Source organism: Novosphingobium sp. BL-S-21 (genome assembly GCF_055521655.1).
Map to the genome: position 1 here is coordinate 1,279,858 of NZ_CM145495.1, position 15,790 is coordinate 1,295,647.

General features: G+C 67.1%; 14 protein-coding genes. 11 read left to right on the forward strand and 3 right to left on the reverse strand.

Annotated features, from left to right (window positions below):
• Window positions 1–88 precede the first annotated feature (88 nt).
• From ACZ1J6_RS05045 to ACZ1J6_RS05055, 3 genes are all read left to right on the forward strand, one after another.
• Complete coding sequence (locus ACZ1J6_RS05045) at window positions 89–1,339, forward strand: putative DNA modification/repair radical SAM protein (protein WP_465127059.1); 1,251 nt, start codon at window positions 89–91, stop codon at window positions 1,337–1,339.
• Window positions 1,340–1,341: 2 nt separating this feature from the next.
• On the forward strand, window positions 1,342–2,781 hold the full coding sequence (locus ACZ1J6_RS05050; protein WP_431567672.1) for a UdgX family uracil-DNA binding protein: 1,440 nt from the start codon (window positions 1,342–1,344) through the stop codon (window positions 2,779–2,781).
• Window positions 2,782–2,931: 150 nt separating this feature from the next.
• Window positions 2,932–3,135, forward strand: coding sequence for a hypothetical protein (locus ACZ1J6_RS05055; RefSeq protein WP_132265906.1), 204 nt, complete (start codon window positions 2,932–2,934; stop codon window positions 3,133–3,135).
• 56 nt (window positions 3,136–3,191) lie between these two features.
• Here the strand turns inward: ACZ1J6_RS05055 and ACZ1J6_RS05060 are convergent, their stop codons facing one another.
• Window positions 3,192–4,907 (reverse strand): methyl-accepting chemotaxis protein, encoded by a 1,716-nt coding sequence (locus tag ACZ1J6_RS05060; RefSeq protein ID WP_431567673.1) that lies wholly within the window; start codon window positions 4,905–4,907, stop codon window positions 3,192–3,194.
• Window positions 4,908–5,122: 215 nt separating this feature from the next.
• On the opposite strand from ACZ1J6_RS05060, the gene ACZ1J6_RS05065 reads away from it, so the two are divergent.
• The 7 genes from ACZ1J6_RS05065 to ACZ1J6_RS05095 all read left to right on the forward strand — a co-directional run bounded on the left by ACZ1J6_RS05065 (window position 5,123) and on the right by ACZ1J6_RS05095 (window position 12,120).
• Window positions 5,123–5,674: a hypothetical protein gene (locus ACZ1J6_RS05065; protein WP_431567674.1), complete on the forward strand. Its 552-nt coding sequence runs from the start codon at window positions 5,123–5,125 to the stop codon at window positions 5,672–5,674.
• A 432-nt stretch (window positions 5,675–6,106) separates the two neighbouring features.
• Entirely contained in the window at window positions 6,107–6,649 is a 543-nt protein-coding gene (locus ACZ1J6_RS05070) for a Csu type fimbrial protein (protein WP_165921394.1), read from the forward strand.
• A 20-nt stretch (window positions 6,650–6,669) separates the two neighbouring features.
• The gene (locus ACZ1J6_RS05075; protein ID WP_431567675.1) at window positions 6,670–7,260 is read left to right on the forward strand and encodes a Csu type fimbrial protein; all 591 of its coding nucleotides are present in this window, start codon (window positions 6,670–6,672) and stop codon (window positions 7,258–7,260) included.
• Between the two features lie 42 nt (window positions 7,261–7,302).
• Window positions 7,303–8,070, forward strand: a complete 768-nt coding sequence (locus ACZ1J6_RS05080; RefSeq protein ID WP_465127060.1) for a fimbrial biogenesis chaperone — start codon at window positions 7,303–7,305, stop codon at window positions 8,068–8,070.
• A gap of 73 nt (window positions 8,071–8,143) precedes the next feature.
• Window positions 8,144–10,534, forward strand: a complete 2,391-nt coding sequence (locus ACZ1J6_RS05085; protein ID WP_431567677.1) for a fimbria/pilus outer membrane usher protein — start codon at window positions 8,144–8,146, stop codon at window positions 10,532–10,534.
• Window positions 10,522–11,565: a Csu type fimbrial protein gene (locus tag ACZ1J6_RS05090; RefSeq protein WP_431567678.1), complete on the forward strand. Its 1,044-nt coding sequence runs from the start codon at window positions 10,522–10,524 to the stop codon at window positions 11,563–11,565. The genes ACZ1J6_RS05085 and ACZ1J6_RS05090 overlap by 13 nt, the downstream gene beginning before the upstream one ends.
• A 78-nt stretch (window positions 11,566–11,643) precedes the next feature.
• The gene (locus ACZ1J6_RS05095; RefSeq protein ID WP_465127061.1) at window positions 11,644–12,120 is read left to right on the forward strand and encodes a hypothetical protein; all 477 of its coding nucleotides are present in this window, start codon (window positions 11,644–11,646) and stop codon (window positions 12,118–12,120) included.
• On the opposite strand, the gene ACZ1J6_RS05100 is transcribed toward ACZ1J6_RS05095, so the two are convergent.
• Both ACZ1J6_RS05100 and ACZ1J6_RS05105 read right to left on the reverse strand, forming a co-directional pair.
• A complete protein-coding gene (locus tag ACZ1J6_RS05100) occupies window positions 12,046–13,161 on the reverse strand; it encodes an acyltransferase family protein (protein ID WP_465127062.1) in 1,116 nt (371 codons plus the stop codon). The genes ACZ1J6_RS05095 and ACZ1J6_RS05100 overlap by 75 nt on opposite strands.
• A 4-nt stretch (window positions 13,162–13,165) precedes the next feature.
• Window positions 13,166–14,647, reverse strand: a complete 1,482-nt coding sequence (locus ACZ1J6_RS05105; protein WP_431567681.1) for a hypothetical protein — start codon at window positions 14,645–14,647, stop codon at window positions 13,166–13,168.
• A gap of 169 nt (window positions 14,648–14,816) precedes the next feature.
• Between ACZ1J6_RS05105 and ACZ1J6_RS05110 the strand changes: the two genes are divergently transcribed.
• The gene (locus ACZ1J6_RS05110; RefSeq protein WP_431567682.1) at window positions 14,817–15,782 is read left to right on the forward strand and encodes a DUF4424 domain-containing protein; all 966 of its coding nucleotides are present in this window, start codon (window positions 14,817–14,819) and stop codon (window positions 15,780–15,782) included.
• Window positions 15,783–15,790: the final 8 nt, after the last annotated feature.

The following is a 15,790-nucleotide window of genomic DNA, read 5'->3' on the forward strand; positions in this document are numbered from 1 at the left end:
ACATTTTCATTGCATCCGCGGGAGCGATGAGCCAGTTTGCACCTTCACCGCCGCGCTGCCGATGGCGCGGAAAGCAAGGTCCCGCGAAATGCCCGCGCTCGAAATCGCCGAAAAGCTCACGATCCTGGCCGATGCCGCCAAGTACGATGCCTCGTGCTCCTCCTCCGGCGTCAAGAAGCGGGATTCGCGTGATGGGAAGGGGATTGGCTCGACGCTGGGCGGCGGCGGCATATGCCACGCCTATGCGCCGGACGGGCGCTGCATCAGCCTGCTCAAGGTGCTGCTGACCAACAGCTGCATTTTCGATTGCCACTACTGCATCAACCGCAAGTCCTCCAACGTGCGGCGGGCGCGGTTCACCGCCAAGGAAGTGGTCGACCTCACGCTCGACTTCTATCGCCGCAATTACATCGAAGGGCTGTTCCTGTCCTCGGGCATCATCCGCACGCCTGACTATACGATGGAGCAGATCGTCGAAGTGGCGCGATCCCTGCGCGAAGATCACGATTTTCGCGGCTATATCCACTTGAAGACGATCCCGGACGCTGATCCGATGTTGGTCGAAGCGGCGGGGCGCCATGCCGACCGGGTGTCCATCAATGTCGAATTGCCCACGGCCAGCGGGTTGCTGCGGCTGGCGCCCGAAAAATCGCAGGCCCGCATTGAAGGCGCCATGGGCACGATGCGCTCGGCCATCGAAGACGGCGCCGATGCCCGCAAGCGCTTCCGCTCCGCACCCGCTTTCGCGCCCGCCGGGCAATCGACCCAGATGATCGTCGGCGCCGATGCCGCCACCGATCGTGACATCGTGACGCGCGCGGCCTCGCTCTACGACCAGTTCGACCTGAAACGCGTCTATTATTCGGCCTTCAGCCCGATCCCGGATGCCAGCACCGTCCTGCCGCTGCGCCGTCCGCCGCTCATGCGCGAGCACCGGCTCTACCAGTCGGACTGGCTGATCCGATACTATCAATATTCCCCGCAGGAAGTGAGCGCGGCCGCCGATCCCGCCACCGGCATGCTGCCGCTCGACATCGACCCCAAGCTCGCCTGGGCGCTGCAATTTCGCGATCGGTTCCCGATCGACGTGAACCGCGCGCCGCGCGAGATGCTGCTGCGCATTCCCGGCCTGGGCATCAAGGCGGTTGAGGCCATCCTGGCCGCAAGGCGCTGGCGCACGCTGCGGCTGGACGACGTGGCGCGCATGACCGTTTCGGTAAAGAAGCTGCGTCCCTTCATCGTCACCGCCGACTGGCGCCCGACCGGCCTGCTGGACCGTGCCGACTTGCGCCCGCTGGTCACGCCCCGGGCGACCCAACTGGAACTGTTCGCGGCCTGACCATGCGCGTCGCCCGCCTGGAAAGCGAAGACGATTTCGAAAGCTGGCGCCTTGCCGCCCGTGCCTTCGCCAGCGAGGGCGTGGCGCCGTCGGACATCGTCTGGCAGGTCGGAGACGGCGCCGTGGACCTTTTCGCCGGTGAGGCTGCAGGCGTAGCGGGCGGCCATGCCCGCATCGCGCCCTTGCGGGTTACGCGGGAGTTCCTCGATCTCGCGCGCGATGCCGCGCTGCATAGCGAGCCGGAACGGTTTTCGCTGCTCTACACTCTCCTGCTCCGCTTACTGGCCCAACCCCAGGCGCTTCAGGACCGCGCCGACCCGCTGGTGCGCCGGATCGAAGGTCTGGCGCGCAACGTCCGCCGCGATAGCCACAAGATGCATGCCTTCGTGCGGTTCCGCGAACTGGCGGACCAGGACGGGCCACGCTTCATTGCCTGGTTCGAGCCCGAACATCACATCCTGCGTGCCAATGCCGGCTTCTTCGTCGATCGCTTCACCAATATGCGCTGGTCGATCCTGACCCCGCGCGGATCGCTGCACTGGGACGGCATGGCCTTGGCCGAAGGTCCGCCCGCCACGCGCGCCGACGCCCCCGGAGACGACCCGGTAGAGAGCGTGTGGAAGGCCTATTACAGCGCCATCTTCAACCCCGCACGGGTCATGCCGCAGGCGATGCTGAAGGAAATGCCGCGCAAATACTGGAAGAACATGCCGGAAACGGCCCTGGTGCCGCAGCTCATCGCCGGTGCCCGCAAGCGCGAGCTGGAAATGATCGAACAGGCCCGCAGCGCGCCCGAGCGCGGTAAAGGCTCCGGGCGCGGTCAGATACGCGGTCAGGTAGGGGGGCCGGAAGCGTTGGTGCTGCTGGCCGGGGAAGCGGAAGGCTGTCAGCGCTGCCCCTTGTGGAAGCCGGCCACGCAGACGGTCTTCGGCGAAGGGCCGCACGATGCCGAGATCATGTTCGTGGGCGAACAGCCCGGCGACCAGGAAGATCTGGCCGGTCGGCCGTTCGTCGGTCCTGCAGGCGCCGTGTTCGACCGCGCCATGGCGCAAGTCGGTGTCGACCGGACCCGGGCTTACATCACCAATGCCGTCAAGCACTTCAAGTTCGAGCCGCGCGGCAAGCGGCGCATCCATGCCCGTCCCAACACCGGAGAGATCGAGGCCTGCCGCTGGTGGATCGACCAAGAACGCGCCATCGTCCGCCCGCGCCTCGTCATCGCCATGGGCGCCACGGCGGCGCGCTCGCTGACCGGCCGCACGGTGACGGTCGGGCAGGAACGCGGACGCCCGGTGGCTTTGCCTGACGGAACGCCCTGCTGGATCACGGTACACCCCAGCTACCTGCTGCGCCTGCCACCGGACGCGGATGCGGAAGCGGAGTTTGCCCGCTATGTCGCCGATATCCGCAGCGCCGTCGAAAGCCTGGCCGAAGCCGCCTGAAGCGCCGAAATGCCTTCCACCCGCCGCCAACCGCACGGCTTTTCGGAGCAACGATTTGACGCAAATCACTCCGGAATGGTGCGAAATGGGTTAGCCGTTCTTCCGCAAGTGCGAATACCGAACACGGCGGCGCACCGCTGGAGGACTCATATGAATATCTACACCCTGAGGTTTTTCGAGGATGAGCACGGTCTGGCCAAGCGGCTGGAGTTCAAGGCCCCGGACATTGCCGGAGCCCTGATCATCGCCCACCGCGAAGCGGCCAAGCGCAGCGCCGAACTGTGGGACGGCGCCCTGAAGCTCTGCACGATCCGCCGTTCCCGCACCGAAATGACCGTCCTCGTCACGGCCTAGAAGGCTTCTGCCCAGCGGTTCGTCGTTTGAGGATCAGGGCCTGATTCGCCCTCGGCTCAGGCGACCCTGAACGCCGATGCCTGCGCTGCAAGGCGGTTCACTTCCTCGGTCAGTCCCCGCGCGGCAGCGGAAGCCTGCTCTACCATGGCGGCATTCTGCTGCGTCGCAATGTTCATCGCGCCGATGGCCGCGGTGATCTCGCTGACCGACGTGGCGGAGGCGCGATTGCTGCGCGCCATGCCGCCCAGCAGGACATGGACTTGCGCCACGTCTCCGGCGATTCCTTCGAAAGCCCCGTCCACCCGCTCCACCGCGCCCAGGGCCGCGACGATTTCGGACTGCGTGACGGTCAGCTGCGCGCGGGCGCTGCGGGCTTCCTCTTCCGATCGTTTGGCCAATGCCGAGACGAGATCGGCCACGACCGCGAAGCCACGTCCTGCCTCGCCAGCGCGTCCTGCCTCGACGGCCGCATTCATGGCAAGCACGCGGGTCTGGAACGCGATCTTGTCCAGCCCCTCGATCACACCGTCGATATTGGTGGCGCTGTCGGAAACGCGGCGCATGGCGCCTACTGCCTCGGCCGCCACCGCGCGCCCACCGCTGACCGTGGCAATCGCCTCGTCGGCGCGGGTCACCGTTTCGGTTGCGGCCGTGGCGCCCGATCGCAGGCCATTGTCGATCTCCAGCAGCGCCGCCGAACTCTGTTCGAGGCTGGCCGCGCTCGCTTCGGTGCGGCGGGCCAGGTCTTCGGAGGCCTGGGCGATCTCGAAAGAGCTGCCGCGGATAGCCGAAGTGCTGTCCCCGGTGGCGCCGATCATGCCGCGCAGCCCCGAAAGCGCCGAATTGTAATTCGTCCGCAGCGCTTCGTAAGTTTCCGGGAAGACCTGATCGATCTGCGCCGTGAGGTCGCCGGAAGACAAGTGCGCCAGGCTTTCGGCCAGACGCTCCACCACCTGCCGTTGCTCGCGGTCCGCGGCTTCCTTGGCCACCGCCGCCTCGCGGAACACCAGCAGGGCGCGCGCGATCCCGCCGATTTCGTCGGGTCGCTCGGTATCGACGATCTCGGTCTCGTTGTCGCCCTTGGCAAGGCGCATCATCGTGGCACTCGCGGTTTCCAGCGGTGCGAACAGTTTCCGGGCGCCGCGCATGCAGAGCGCCGCCGCAATGGCCGTGACGACGACGGCCAGCAGCAGGATGTGCCAGCCGAGACTGTCGACATTGCGGTAGAAGTCCTCTGCCGAGACGCCGACGAAAAGGATGCCGATCACTTTGCCGTTGGCATCCTTGATGGGATCGTAGGCCGCGAAATAGCGGGTTCCCAGGATCTCGGTCTCGCCGCGATAAGGTTCACCCTTGCCGAGTACCGCGTCCTTCACCGGTCCGGCCGCGAGCCGCGTGCCCAGGGCCCGTGTTCCGTCCGGGTTCTGGACATTGGTTGCCACCCGCTGGTCGCCCATGAAGATCGTGGCGGTGCCGCCAACGAGTTCCTTCATCCGGTCTACCGCCGCATTGTTGGCGTTGAGCGGCGTCTCGCCGGCATAGAGCGTGTCGCCGCGCAGAGAATAGTTGAGACCGCTCCACTCGATCACCGACCAGGCCACGCGCATGTTCGTGTCCAGTCGCTCCTCTCCCTGGGTCCGCGCGTCGTCGACGAGAAGAACGCGGGTGCCGATGAAGAACACGGCGGATAGCAGGATGAGCGCACCCACGGTCATGAGGGTGACTTTGGTCGAGAGATGCTGGCGTTTCAGAAAGGCACGGATGGCGGTCATGGCGGTTCTCTGTTGGGGGGAGACGAGAGAAAGGCACCGCGCAGCACGAGCCGGGAGATGATCTCCCGGACCGGACGCGGCTGCAATCGTTATAGGACGATGATGCGGCCCCGCGCCGAAACCGGGCGAATTTTCATGATTTGCAACAAAGCTGCTGAACGACGCCGCGGGAACCATGCCGCAAAAAATGCGCTGATCCCGTCGGAGATGTCGTGATGGCCGCCAAGCTCAAGGTATTCCGCACCCCTATCGGATTCCACGATGCCTATGTGGCCGCGCCGAGCCAGAAGGCGGCTCTGGCGGCGTGGGGCGCGGAAGCCGACCTCTTTGCGCGGGGGCAGGCGGAGAAAGTGACGGACCCCGAACTGGCCAGGGCGGCCCTGGCAGATCCGGGAAAAGTCGTCCGCGTGCCGCGCGGCAGCACGGATCAGCATCTTGCCGAAGCCGCCAGGACGCAGCCTCGCAAGTCGCGGCGAAAGGCCGTGGAAGCCCTCGGTTCTTCCGGCAAACCTGCTCCGAAAAAGCGCCAGGCTCCGCCGCCGAAGCCCAGTCGCGCCCAGCTTGATGCCGCCGAGGACGAAAGAGATCGGCAGGCGCGGGCGTTCGAGGCAGCGCTGCAGGATCTGGAAACGGAGCGCACTCGGATCGCGGCGGAGATCACGGAATTGCGACGTTCCCACGCCCGGCGACAGGACGCGCTGGACGCGCGTGTCGCGAAGGCCCGCCAGGCCTACGATACCGCCATGGAGAAATGGCGAGACGCATGACCATGGCCCGATTCACGGCTGTGTATCCGCTAATGCTCTAAATCTATGGCAAAAAATTTGCTCATGAGGATCTTCGAGCCGCGAACACTGTTCGATCCGGCGGTAAATTCGCGTTTGGTTAATTTACAATTAGCATTGCGAAAAACCGCAGTCTGGCCGGATTTTTCTACAGTTATCGATGAACCGAATTAAGTACCCCTCCCCAAGAAATAACCGATGCGGCGGTTTTTCATTCCAATATGGTCGGAACTTCACCCATTGTGGGTTGATTACGATTTCACGCACTGCGCCGCCGCATCCAGCCATTTCATTCGATTGCTGGAGCAGGACACCCGGCCAGCGGCTCTGGTCAGGTCGAAGCGGGATCGCGGCCGGGCTTTTGCCAACGCATTGCTTCCCACCGGGAGCGAGAGAGGAAAGAGAGGTGCCATCGTGTTGAGGACTGTCATTGCCGCAAGCGGTCTTTCGCTGGGCATGCTGGCCGCCGTGCCGGCGCACGCCGACATCAACGGGACGATCAACGCCACGATCACGCTGACCGCAGGGTGCATCATCAACGGCCAGAACTACGACGACGGTTCGGCCAATGTGAATTTCGGAACGCTCGCCTTCGGATCGCAGAACACCCTGTTCACGCAAGTCGACGCCCAGGTGCTGAGCGGCGCCGCCGGCTTCACTGTCCAGTGCAGCAACGGCGTGACCCCCACGCTCTCCTTCAATGCCGGACAGAACGACGGATCGGGCGCCGGGGTGGGCGTTCACGCCATGGTCAACCAGGCCGCGCCCGGCCAGTTCGTTACCTACAACCTCTATAGCGACGCGGCGCGCAATGCCGTGATACCCGTGGGCGGGGACATCGTCCTGCCCAGCGACGGCTCCGTGCAGACCGTGAATGTCTACGGCCGCGCCTTCGGGGAGCCGGGCCTGACGCCGGGCTCTTATGCGGACATCGTCACGGTCGTCCTGGAACTCTAGGGAAGCGTCCCGAAATCGTCATGCCCTCCGACCGCCCTGCCGCGGCGGGAAGGCGTTCTGCGCCTGCCTTTCCCGCCTCCAGCCTCGCTCTTGCTGCCGGCGTCCTCGCGGCCTGGGCCACGTTTGGCGCCGCCGGCGCAAGGGCGGCCACGACGGCGACATTCGACGTCACCGCCACGGTCACGCCGGGTTGCCTGGTCGACGGGCTTGGCTCCAGCGGCAATGCGGGACGGGTCGGCACGCTGGACTTCGGCACGGTCTCCACCTTTTCCACCCAGCAAAGGACGGCCACCACCACCACCGGCCAGGCCATCCGGCTGCGCTGCACGCCGGGCGTAAACCTCATCATGACCATCGACGGCGGCACCCATGCCGCCTCGGGCCAGCGCAACCTTCAGCGCACCGGCGCGACCACCGCGCGCATTCCCTATGCGCTCTGCCGCGATGCGGCCTGCACCCTGCCGATCGTGGCCGGCACGGCCTACGGCAACAGCATCGGTTCGACCAACAGCGAGGACGTGCGCCTTCCCATCTTTGCCGCGCTGACACCCTCCGGAACCATGCCGCCCGGAACCTATACCGACACCCTGATCGTCACGTTGACATGGTGACCAGCGCCCCCTTTTCGCCCCGCCACCTCCGAGGAGCCACCGATGAACGCCGCCGTTCTGTCGCTTAAACTCGCCCTCGGTGCCGCGATTGCCTCCAGCGCCCTGGTGCCGGTTGCCGGACCGGCGCTGGCCCAGTCGGCCGGCTCGCTGCTGCTCTGGCCGGTCAGCCCGGTGATCGAGGGCGACCAGCCTGCGGCCGCACTCTGGCTCGAAAATCCGGGCAAGGCGCCCATTACGCTGCAAGTCCGCGTCTATGCCTGGGCCCAGAAGAACGGTGAGAACGTCTATGCGGCCCAGAACGATATCCTGGGCACTCCGCCGATCCTCACCATAGCGGCGGGGGAGCGACAACTGGTGCGCCTCACCCGCCTCGTGCCGCCGCCGGGCGTGCCCGAAAAGCCTTACCGCGTCGTGGTGGACCAGATCCCCACGGCCGATGCGCAGACCACGCCGGGCGCGGCGGTCACATTCCGCATGCGCTATTCGTTGCCGCTGTTTTCCTATGCCAGGCCCGAGGATGCCCGCAAGAAGGCGCCGGCTCCGCCGCCCCGCCTGGCCTGGCGCCCGGTATCCGAGGCGGGCGGCCGGTTCCTAGAGATCCGCAACAGCGGCGGCGGCCATGCCCGCCTGAGCGGCGTGGCCTTTTCGGGTAACGGCAAGCGCTCGAGCCTCAACGAGGGGCTGTTCGGCTACGTCCTGCCCGGCGCGACGATGCGCTGGCCGCTGCCCGAAGGCGTCGACGCCGCCGGAGACCTGGAGGCGACCCTCAACGGCAAGGCGATGGCCCGCATCGAACGGCTGCCGGAATGACCGGCACATGACGACAGGACCGGAATGAGCCGGAATGCCGGGAGCCTTACCGGATCGATCGCGCCCGGCCTGGATGTCGCGGACCGGCGGCATTCCCGCGATCACCGCGCTGGCGGGGCTCGTCCTGGCGCCGGAGTGCCTGGCTGCCCCCGCCCCGGCGATCGCCAGCGCGGCGCCCGGTCTTGACGTCTTCACCGAGCTTCCCCCGCCGCCCGAGCGGGTCGACTTCGACGCCGAGCAAAGGCTGGAATTGGAACTGCTGGTCAACGGCATGGACAGCGGCGTGGTGGCCTCGCTCATCAAGGCAGGGCCGCGTTTCCTGGTGCGGGCGGAAGACCTGCGCCGGGCCGGAATGGTGCTGCCCGTCACCGAGGAACGGCTCTACCTCGACAGTCTCGATGGCGTTGTTGCGGACTATGACGCGGGGCGCCAGCAGCTTCATCTCACCGTCCTGCCGAAGTACCTGCCGGCCCAGCGGATCGGCACGGAGCAAAGCGGCTTTCGCCCGGCCATGCGCGACATGGGCGCCCTGCTCAACTACGACGCTTATGCCACCGGCGGCGGCGGCATCGGTTTCCAGGCCTCGCTGTGGCACGAGGCGCGGATATTCGGACCCGCCGGCATCTTCTCCAGCACGGGTGCCCTGCGCGTCGGCGGCGGGCCAGCCGCGCAAAGCCCCTACATGCGCTACGACACATATTGGCGCTGGTCGGACGAGCGCAGCATGACCACCGTGGAAGCGGGCGACGTTATCACCCGATCGCTGTCCTGGGCGCCCGCGGTTCGGCTCGGCGGCGCGCAAGTGTCCCGCGACTTCTCGGTCCGGCCCGACATCATCACCTATCCGCTGCCTGAGTTCGCGGGCAATGCCGCCTTGCCCTCGACCGTGGACCTGGTGGTCAACGGCCAGCGGATCGCCGGCAGCCGCGTCAATCCCGGACCTTTCGCGCTCGACACCCTGCCACCGATCTCCGGCAGCGGGCTGGCCAACCTGATCGTCACCGACGTTCATGGCCGCAGCGTGGTGACCTCCGTTCCGTTCTACGTCAGCAGCACCCTGCTGCGCGCCGGCTTCACCGACTATTCCATCGCTGCCGGAGCCTTTCGGCGCAATTACGGCCTGCGCAGCTTCGACTATGGCGCACTGGCCGGCAGCGCCTATGCCCGCCACGGCCTGACAAGCGGACTGACGCTGGAAATGCGCGCCGAGACGACGCGGGACATGCATGTGCTCGGTGCCGGGGGCGTGGCGCGGATCGGCAATCTCGGCATCGTCAGCGCCTCCTACAGCCGCAGCTTCGGCGCACGCGCGGGCGGGGAACTGGCAGTCGGCTATGAATATCAGGCGCGGACGTTCTCACTCGGGCTGCGCCATACCCGGCATGACCGCGGCTACACCGATCTGGGCCGCCTGGAACGCGAGGACGAAGGCTGGGAACGCCAGACGGCGGCCACGGCCAGCCTCGCCCTGGGCAGCACCGGCACCCTGGGCGTGGGCGTCTTCGACTTGCGCCAGGAGAATGCCCGCAATGCCCGCTTCGCCAACCTCTCCTGGACGCTTCCGCTCTGGGGTCAGAGCCGCATCTACGCCACGGTCTCACGAGAATTCTCGGGCGGAGACGGCGAGCGGCGGAGCTGGTCGGGCGCATTGACCCTGACAGTGCCGCTCGGCACCGGCTCCGTCAGCGGCGGCCTGACGCGGGACGATCGCGGCAGGACCGGGCTGCGGGCGGACTACACGCGGCCGGTGCCCACGGACGGTGGGTTCGGCTGGAACGCCAGCGCCTACCGCGACTCCGGCGACAGCCCTTATCTGCGCGGCGACGCGGCCTGGCGCACGCAGCCCATCCAGCTTCGCGCGGGCGCTTATGGACAGCCGCACGGCGGCGCGGGGGGCATGACCGGGTGGTTCGGCGCCAGTGGCGCGCTCGTCTTCATGGACGGCGGCCTGTTCGCCGCGAACCGCGTGACCGACGCTTTCGCCCTCGTTTCCACCAATGGCGAGGCCGGCATCCCCGTCCGCTACGAAAACCAGGTCATCGGCGAGACCGACCGCAACGGGCAACTCCTCGTTCCCGCCGCAAGCGCCTGGTATCCGGCGCATTATGACATCGACACGCTCGCCCTGCCCCCCAGCGTCCAGGCCGACCGGGTGAGCCAGCGCGTGGCGGTGGCGGCGGGCAGCGGCTACGTGGTGCGCTTCCCGGTGGCGCGCGTCGCCGCCGCGCGCGCGGTGATCGTCGATGCAGCGGGGCAGCCGCTTCCCGCAGGAACGCCGGTCACGCTGAACCATGCGGCCAGAACCTACGTCGGGTGGGACGGCATGCTCTATCTCGAGAACGTCGCCCCGGAAAACGCGCTGGAAGTTGCCCTTCCCGAAGACGCGAGCTGCCGCGTCCAGTTCAGCGCCGGTCCGCCCCGCGATGACATCCTCGACCTGGGAACCCTGACATGTCGGCCCTGATAGCACGCCTGCTCCCTGACCCTCTTGGCCGCCGACCTGCGAGCCGGTTCCTGGCCGCGCTCGCGCTGTTCCTCGCGCTCGCTCTCACACCGCAGCGGGCCGCCGCCTGCACCGTATCCGCCGCCAGCACCAACCTCGGCAGCGTCAGTTCCTACAGCGTGGCCAGCACTGCCCAGCAGGGGAGCGGTTCGTCCGGACTGCAATGCGATGTCGCGCTGGCCCTGCTGGCGACCCACTACGTCGCCTTGCGCGTCGACGCCTCGACATTCCTGTTGACCGGGCCGAGCGGCCAGACGATCCCCTTCGTCGCCTCATTGGCGCAGAACGGCACGCCGCTGACCATCGGCAACTTGCAGAACCTGTCTTCGACAACGCTGCTCAGCCTCTTCAGCGGGACCAACAATTCGATCCCGATCTACTTCCGCACCACCGCGACATCCGCGCTCAGGGCCGGAACCTACACGGGGTTCCTCGATGTGCGCTGGTTCTATTCGGTCTGCACGCTGGGGGTGGCGGTCTGTCTGGCCTACGATTCCAGCCCCGGTTTCGTGCGGCCGCTACTCGGCACGCCCACGAATTGGGGGACGGGCACGGCCGTGCGGATTTCCATCACCCTGGTCGTTCAGAACGACTGCATCATCACCGCGCCCACTGCCGCTTTCGGCTCGGCGCCGCTGGTGGGGAGCTTCAATCCCATCACGCGGACGATCCTGATCCGCTGCAGTGCCGGCACGGCCTACACGGTCGGCCTGGACGATGGCAGCAACGCGGCCAGCGGCCTACGCCGCATGCGTGCGGGCACCACCGCCAACTACCTCCAGTACGAAATCTACAAGACCGCCAGTTCCACCGACCGCTGGGGCGCGACCGGCTCCGCTCGCCGCAGCAGCGCCTCGGCAGACAGCAATGCCGGGACTTACGATTCGCTGACCTCGCAAGGCTATACCTACCGCGCGGCCCTCCTGCCGGGCCAGGTCACGCCGCCTGCCGGAGCCTATAGCGACACGATCCGCATCGATGTGGCCTTCTAATCGTCCGGGTCGGCGACTTGGCTTTTCCGTCGCGATACGATATAGTTGCATCAGGCATTCTTGGGAGAGGAGCCTTTCATGACGATCCTGACCATTCTTGGGCAAGCGATCCTGGAAATCACCGTCAGCGCCCTGCTCGTGACGGCGGCTACGGTGCTCTGCGTCAAGGCCGCGCTGCGCATGCATCACCCGATGGCGGCCGGACTGGGCCTCTCGGCGCTACTGGTCGCCGTGCTGGTACTGGGCGTGGGCAGAGGGAGCCTCTGGGCCACCATACTGACCTTCGGATGTGTCGCAGTGGCGGGCCTGCTGTTCTGGGCCACGAGCGGAACTGCCCGCGCCGAAAGCGTGAAGACGCGGCCCGTCGGTCAGGCGAAGTGGCACTATCCCGCGCTGGTCGCCCGCATCGGCGAGGAACGGGATCCCACGCCTGCAGAACTGCGTGCACTGCTGCAAAGGGTCCGGTCGGAAGCCGAGCCCTCAGCGCGCGGGCGGCGGAGCGGATACCGCCGGATCAAGCGCATCGCGCGGCTGGCCACGCGCAAGCCCGGCTGAGCGCCGCGACCGCAGATATTGCAGCAAGGGCTTCTCTATGCCGTAATGGCATGCAAGACCGCACGCGGTGGCTCCAGCCAGCAGGAACAGGTAGCAGGCCGCGAGGTTCTCGGCGGGATCCGGTCCGGCGCGAAGCCATATCTGCCAGGCCACCCCGATCCCCAGAAGGTGGAAGAGGTAAAGGCTGTAGGAGGCGTCGCCCAGCGCCGTGAGCACCCCCGGAACGCTTACAGGCTTGGCCGCCTGCCCTTCCCAGCCCGCCAGCCCGGCAATCAGCAGGGCCGAGGGAACGCCGTAGGCTAGGCGGGCCAAACTGCCATAGCCGTCCATCCGCCCGGTTGCTTCCAGCATCCCGACCACCACCAGGAGCAGGGCCGAAACCGCCGCGAGGCGGCGGCCATGGCTGAGGCGGCCGGAGGCGACGGCAGCAGCGGCCATCATGCCGAACAGGAACTGCAGATTGAACACGCTGGTCAGGCGCGGAACGTCCAGTCCGCTCGGAACGAGCCCGCAGAACTGACTTATCCCCCAGCCCAGCCAGAGCGCCAGACAGCACAGGCCGAGCCGCCGATTGAGGATCAGCAACGCGAAGGCGCCGTAGAACAGCATCTCGTGCTGAAGCGTCCAGGCAACGCCCAGCAAGGGGTCTTGAACCGTCGGCAGGAGACTGGCCGAAAGCGCCACGCCTGCCGCGGTCACTTCGTCCGCATGACGGGGAAGCATGAGCGCGATGGTCGCTGCCAGCGCCACCCAATAGATCGGCATGAGCCGGGCAAAGCGCTGCCAGACATAGCGTCGCAGGGCCTGCGGACGCCCGATGTCCGCCCGGTGAACGTGGAGGATGATGAAGCCGGAGAGCACGAAGAACAGGTCCACCCCGGCATGGCCCGGCTGGGTCAGGCGCGTGATCGCGGACGCGTCCACGGCCTTACCGAGATGGCGCGCGGCATGGTAGGCCACGACCGCAAGGGCCGCCAACCCGCGCAGCGCCTGGATGCTCCAGAGCTTGCGGGGCGCCTGGCCGGCAGGAGAACCCGTCATGCGGTCACCGCGGGTTACGCGGCGGGATCACGGCGATCCAGCCATCGCCAAGCCGCCGGAAGTCCATGCCTTCCACCGCGAAGCCGGACTGGCGCAAATGCGCCGCCACCGCGCCCGCATCGAACTGACGCTTGCTGTCATGCTCGCCCCAGAACACGGTCGGGCATTCCTGCCCCATCGTTCGCGATCCAGCAGGCGCCAGCGCGAAACCGAAGGACTGCGCTATATAGCGATAGGCGAACGGCACGACTTGCGCGTTGTCGCGCGGCTTCATCGCCATGACTTCGGCATTCCAGAACGGGTCGGTATGCACGACGGTGCCGGGGCAGAGCGCGACCTCGCGCGCTATCGCCCGCCCGGTATTCAGCCAGCTGATCCGCTCCACCGCCAGCGGCACGTTCTGGAACAGGGCCCAGACCGTCGCCGCCAGTCCCGAGACGAGCGCCAGCGAACGCCAGTGCGGCGCAAGCCCTTCCAGTAACCTCCCGCCCGCCAGCCCCATGCCCACGCAAAGGGCCGCAACCAGCGCCATGAGATATTTCTCGACCAGGATCGGCCGCAGGAGGTGGAGGACCACCAGGCCGCCAGCGGCCAGAACCACCCCTGCCGCGAGGAGCGCCAGCGCGCCCGCCTCGCTGCGCGGTCTCTTCAGGACCAGCACGTCCCGGGCGAGCAATCCGGCCCCGGCAAGCGCGCCGACCAGCACCAACGGGTTCGCTTCCAGTGTCCGCAGCAACGCCCATTCGACCGACCAGCGGGCGGAATCGAACCCCGGCTCGATCCAGAACACCGCCGTATTGGCAAGCCAGACCGGCAGCTGGACCGCGGTCACGACTGCAAAGACCAGCCCTCCCGCCACGACCGGCGCGCCGACCGCGCGCACTTCAGCCCCCTTGCGCCGCAGCGCGGCCACGAAAAGGAACGGCAGGGCGATCGCGGCGCAGGCCAGCGAGGTGATGATATGGGTGTTGAACGCCAGCAGCGCGGCGGCCCAGAATGCCGTCTGGCGACCCTTCCCGCCCGCCGCGCCGGTCAACCGGATCGCGCAGAGGCCCAGGGCGAACACGGTCCCCGCGCAAAGCGAGAGGAAGTAGGAGCGCAGCTCGCTGCCCGCGATCAATGCCCAGGGATTGGCAGCGAGCGCCAGCGTCGTCACCGTGGCGGCCGGTGCGAGCCGGGGAACATCGCGCACGATGACGGCTGCCCCTGCCAGAGCCAGCGCGCCGAGCGCGACGTTGAGCAGGCGGTGCTGCGCAATCGACCCCAGCCACGATGTCGCCCGGGCCAGGATGTAGTAAAGCGGCGGATGATTGTCCGCCATCCAGCTCTCGCGCAGCGCGGTGATCCAGGACAGGCCGGGACGCGTCACGAACTGGGTGTAGAACTCGTCGTACCACGGCCCGCGTTGCAGGCAGGTCCAGACGAGCGCAAGGCCCAGCAGCAGCACCGCGGCGAATACCACTATCCGGTCAGACCAACGCGCCAAGAAACAAGCTCCGCAAAGTCGCGTCCCGACAAGGTCGCTGCAACGGCGTGTAGCGCGGCTTGGCGAATGAAGCGTTAACTCTGCCCGCCGCGCCCACGGAACGGTCCTGGCATGGCAGCGGCATCGCAAGCGATTGAAACCAGGGCACTGGGCGGGTTAGGACCGGTTCATGTGGAGAACGTCCTATGCCGCCGTCGCGGCCCTCTTTTCCGTCCTTCCGGGCGCGGCGCTGGCCAACGATTCCTCTGCGCAGCTTGCTGCCGGCGGGCTGGTCCTGACCAAAAGCGATGCCATCGAGATGCGCACCGAGGACCTGGAAATCTCGCGGTCGGCCGTCAAGGTGCGCTACACGTTCGTCAATACCAGCGGCAAGGACGTGGTCAGCCGCGTGGCTTTCCCCCTGCCGGCCGTGGGCGGCCGCGCCTTCTTCGAGGTGGACATCGCGATCCCGGTGGACTCGCCCGACAACTTCCTGGGCTTCCGGACAAAGGTGGACGGCAAGCCGGTGGCCATGGAGATCGAACAGAAGGCCATGGTCGGCAAGGTCGACCGCGCCGCCTGGCTGCGCGCCCATGCGGTGCCGCTGGCGCCTCATCTTGGCCCCGCGCAGGAGGCAGTGGACCGCCTTGCCCCCTCCGCACGCGCGGAAGCCGAGCGGCTTGGCCTTGTCGATGCCGACGGCTATCCCGCCTGGACGCTGGAAACGACCTACCACTGGATGCAGCGCTTTCCCGCCGGCGTGCCCGTCGTCGTCGAGCATCGCTACCAGCCCTCGGTGGGCGGTACGGTCGGCACCTTGCTCGGCAGCGATCCAGAGCCGCAGGCCTTGCGGAACTATTGCATAGAGCCAGCGCTGCTCGCCACCTTGCGCCGGGCGGAGGCGGCGAAAATCATCTACTCGGAGGCCTGGCTGGAATACATCCTGGTGACGGCCGGGAACTGGAAGAAACCGATCGGCCGCTTTCGCCTGGTGGTCGACAAGGAGCGCCCCGAGGATCTCGTCAGCTTCTGCGGAGCAGGCGTGCGCAAGATCGGTGCGACCCGTTTCGAGATGACGAAGACGGACTGGCGGCCGGAACGCGACCTCTCGATCCTTTTCCTGCAACGCCGCACCGGCGATCAGGCTTCGGAGTAAGACGCTAA

Excerpts from the sequence above, each read along its gene's own strand:
- ACZ1J6_RS05095 (WP_465127061.1), top strand. The coding sequence starts at position 11,644 with ATGACGATCCTGACCATTCTTGGGCAAGCGATCCTGGAAATCACCGTC.
- ACZ1J6_RS05060 (WP_431567673.1), bottom strand. The coding sequence starts at position 4,907 with ATGACCGCCATCCGTGCCTTTCTGAAACGCCAGCATCTCTCGACCAAA.
- ACZ1J6_RS05065 (WP_431567674.1), top strand. The coding sequence starts at position 5,123 with ATGGCCGCCAAGCTCAAGGTATTCCGCACCCCTATCGGATTCCACGAT.
- ACZ1J6_RS05080 (WP_465127060.1), top strand. The coding sequence starts at position 7,303 with ATGAACGCCGCCGTTCTGTCGCTTAAACTCGCCCTCGGTGCCGCGATT.
- ACZ1J6_RS05050 (WP_431567672.1), top strand. The coding sequence starts at position 1,342 with ATGCGCGTCGCCCGCCTGGAAAGCGAAGACGATTTCGAAAGCTGGCGC.
- ACZ1J6_RS05085 (WP_431567677.1), top strand. The coding sequence starts at position 8,144 with ATGTCGCGGACCGGCGGCATTCCCGCGATCACCGCGCTGGCGGGGCTC.
- ACZ1J6_RS05100 (WP_465127062.1), bottom strand. The coding sequence starts at position 13,161 with ATGACGGGTTCTCCTGCCGGCCAGGCGCCCCGCAAGCTCTGGAGCATC.
- ACZ1J6_RS05075 (WP_431567675.1), top strand. The coding sequence starts at position 6,670 with ATGCCCTCCGACCGCCCTGCCGCGGCGGGAAGGCGTTCTGCGCCTGCC.
- ACZ1J6_RS05055 (WP_132265906.1), top strand. The coding sequence starts at position 2,932 with ATGAATATCTACACCCTGAGGTTTTTCGAGGATGAGCACGGTCTGGCC.
- ACZ1J6_RS05110 (WP_431567682.1), top strand. The coding sequence starts at position 14,817 with ATGTGGAGAACGTCCTATGCCGCCGTCGCGGCCCTCTTTTCCGTCCTT.
- ACZ1J6_RS05090 (WP_431567678.1), top strand. The coding sequence starts at position 10,522 with ATGTCGGCCCTGATAGCACGCCTGCTCCCTGACCCTCTTGGCCGCCGA.
- ACZ1J6_RS05045 (WP_465127059.1), top strand. The coding sequence starts at position 89 with ATGCCCGCGCTCGAAATCGCCGAAAAGCTCACGATCCTGGCCGATGCC.